The 3,220-nt window shown below is 33.5% G+C and carries 2 protein-coding genes; both read left to right on the forward strand.

Features of this window, described 5'->3' with window-relative positions; all coding sequences use genetic code 11:
• The first annotated feature begins 273 nt into the window (after positions 1 to 273).
• On the forward strand, positions 274 to 789 hold the full coding sequence (locus AB3X49_RS20040) for a DinB family protein (protein WP_001091627.1): 516 nt from the start codon (positions 274 to 276) through the stop codon (positions 787 to 789).
• 556 nt (positions 790 to 1,345) lie between these two features.
• Positions 1,346 to 3,220, forward strand: a 1,875-nt coding sequence (locus AB3X49_RS20045; RefSeq protein ID WP_367964313.1) for a bifunctional metallophosphatase/5'-nucleotidase, incomplete at its 3' end; no start/stop codon positions are given.

The following is a 3,220-nucleotide window of genomic DNA, read 5'->3' on the forward strand; positions in this document are numbered from 1 at the left end:
TATTTAATGCTAGATTGATAATTAGGAACGTTTTATGTAGTTATATTGAAAGGATTCCGTTGAAAGTATTATGATGTAGCTGTAGCGCATAATAACCTCAAGGAAATCTTCAAGGATGTTGAGAGAACTCATACATTTCAGCATGAATTAGAGAACCTACTAAAGAAAGAAAAGATTGGATTGGAATAATAGTGAAGGAAAATCTTTTTTCCATAGAGAATATTTCTAGCGTAGGAATTTAAGTATGTAGGTTCTAGCGAAAGGAGAATTCACATGAATACATTTGTAAATGACAAGTTTTATGAAACTAGAAATCAATTATTTGAGGAAATTACTTTGTTAAGTGATGCTCAATTTAATAGGAAACCAGATAAGGATAAATGGAGTATAGCACAAGTTTGTCATCACTTAGTTTTATTAGATGAGAGAGTTATAACAGTTATTTCATCGGGATTAAAAAAGATGGATAGTATCTTAAATGAGCGTAAAGAAATTCACACTATTTTATTAGATAGATCGATAAAATTTATAGCCCCAGAAATGATTGAACCAAGTATAGAACCATTTGAAGTGCAGCAAATGGTTGATTTGTTAAACGACTCTAGAAAAGAATTGATGCGTTTCCTGAGTACAATAGAAGATGAATCTATATTAGCGAAAAAATCAGTGACGCATCCAGCTCTTGGAGAATTACTTCTTGATCAGTGGATAGAACTGATCTATTTGCATGAACAGCGTCATATAGAACAAATTAAAGAGATAAAATTGCTTTGTGGAGTTGAAAAGTAAAAATCATTATCTATTTATTGAGCGATTTGGGATAGCATCAAGGGTTCGAGTGATAAAATACAAGTCCTGATTAAAATTATGATGAATTTAGTTGAAAGCAACCAATAAGCAGAAAAAAATACGAAACTAGCAGATTTTACTCCTGAAGAGGAAACGAACATTTGAAAAAAATCTGAATCCGATTTGCTGTATAAGTGTAACCCCGTCTTAAATGAAGAGCGGGGTTATTATTTTTGGAAGTGATCTCAGTATTTTCATATAGAAGGAAAAAATTAGAAATAAAATCCGAAAATGAGTTGCATGCCCAAAATTTTGAAAGTACATATACATCTACCGTTGGTTTAGCGCCCTTCACACGTTGGAGGAAGAAGTATTTTATTAGAAAATGATAAAATACTATTCTGTTAGGGGATATATGCATTTTATTCTCTATATTTTCACAGCAAAACCAACTACAAAATTATCTTTTGTAGTTGAATTTCTCTGAATAATAAGTTACATTTTTAAAGTTCAAGCAACTTTATGACAGTACAAAAAGGGGAGAAATATTGTTATTATGCAAAAAATGAAATGGAAGAACTATGTATGCAATTTTATTATTCTTATGCTTCTTGTAACAGCAGTAACAGTCAAACCAGCTATTTCTAAGGCTGAGGAATCTAATGTTAATATTACATTGTTAGGTACTGCAGATATTCATGGTAGATTTATGCCTTGGGATTATGCGCTTGATGGAGCAAATATGAGTGGAAGTTTGACGCAGCTTTATACGGTTATAAAGAAGGTACGTCAAGAAAATCCAAATACCATATTAGTAGATGCCGGGGATACAATTCAAGGAAACTCAGTAGAATTATTCAACGATAAGCCACAATCGCCAATGATGGTAGCAATGAATACAATGGGATATGACGCCTGGGCATTTGGAAATCATGAATTCAACTTTGGATTAGATACATTGAAAAAAGTTAGTGAGCAATACAAGGGAAAGACGTTAGCAGGAAATATTTATAAGGAAAGTGGAGAGCGTTTTCTTCCTGCATATACGATTGTTGAAAAAGGTGGAATTAAAGTCGGGATTATTGGTATGAATACACCAATGATTAGTGATTTTGAAAAAGGGACAGATCATTTGGATGGTTTAGTAGTGAAAAATCCAGTAGAAGAGACAAAAAAGGCTATTAAAGAATTAGAAGATAAAGTAGATGTAATGGTAGGGGTTATGCATATGGGACTAGAAAATGAGAATGGAATCCCAGGTACTGGTGTTCAAGATATTGCGAATGCTTGTCCGGAACTAAGCGCTATTTTTGCGGCTCATATGCATAAACTTGTAAAAAAAGAAGTTGTAAATGGCGTAATTATTACAGAACCAGATAAATACGGAACGCATATTTCACGTATTGACCTTACTTTTACAAAGCAAGATGGGAAGCTTGTTTTAAAAGATAAAACAGCTACCGCTATACCTGTAAAAAATGCTGATGGAACTACAGTATTATCTGATTCTACACTTGAAGAAACACTAACACCTTTTCATGAGTATGCGAGAGGAGATGCAAATGTTGTAGTCGCCCGATTAAAGGGTAGAAACCTTGTTCCTGAAAATGAAATAAAGGGTATTCCAAGTGTGCAGATTCAAGAGACACCTTTATCAGATTTCTTTCATGAAGTCATGCTCCATTACAGTAAGGCGGATGTAGTAGCCCATCAAATTGATAATGATTATGCCCGTTTGGATATAGGTCCTATAAAGAAGAAAGATATTGCTTATAATTATCAATATGCTTTGGGAGAAATTACAGTATATAAGATAACTGGAAAAGATTTAAAAGACTATATGGAATGGGCAGCAGGATATTTTAACTCATCTCGTGCTGGAGATGTAACAGTTAGCTTTGATAAAAACCGTCGTGCGTCTAAATACAGTACGAACGATTTCTTTGGAGGCGTAAAATACGAAATTGACTTAACAAAACCATATGGTAGTAGAATTACAAATTTACGCTCTATTCGTACAAATAAACCAATCAAAATGAGCGATGTTATGACGCTAGGAATGAATGCGTATAGAATGGAGGCTCTTCAGGCAAAAGGGGGAGCTTTAGAGGGACGTAAATTTGAACAAACTTGGTCATCTAAACAAGAGAATGCATTCGGAGAAACAGGTGGAACCATTCGTAACCTTGCTATTACATATTTAAAAGAGGTAAAGAACGGTGTATACACGCCAAAAGTTATGCATAATTGGAAAATTACTGGTGTAGATACACATTCTTCAGAGCATAAGGCTGTAGTTGATCTTGTAAATAAAGGGATTTTAGAAATCCCAAAAACAGAAGATGGAAAATATACAAATATAGCATCTATAAATACTAAAGATTCAATTACAAAAGAAGAGATTGTAGCACTCTCACAAAAAGCTAATATT

Source organism: Bacillus sp. C30, assembly GCF_040838255.1.
Classification (GTDB): domain Bacteria; phylum Bacillota; class Bacilli; order Bacillales; family Bacillaceae_G; genus Bacillus_A; species Bacillus_A mycoides.

Coding starts and splice junctions, on each gene's coding strand:
- AB3X49_RS20040 (WP_001091627.1), top strand. CDS start 274: ATGAATACATTTGTAAATGACAAGTTTTATGAAACTAGAAATCAATTA.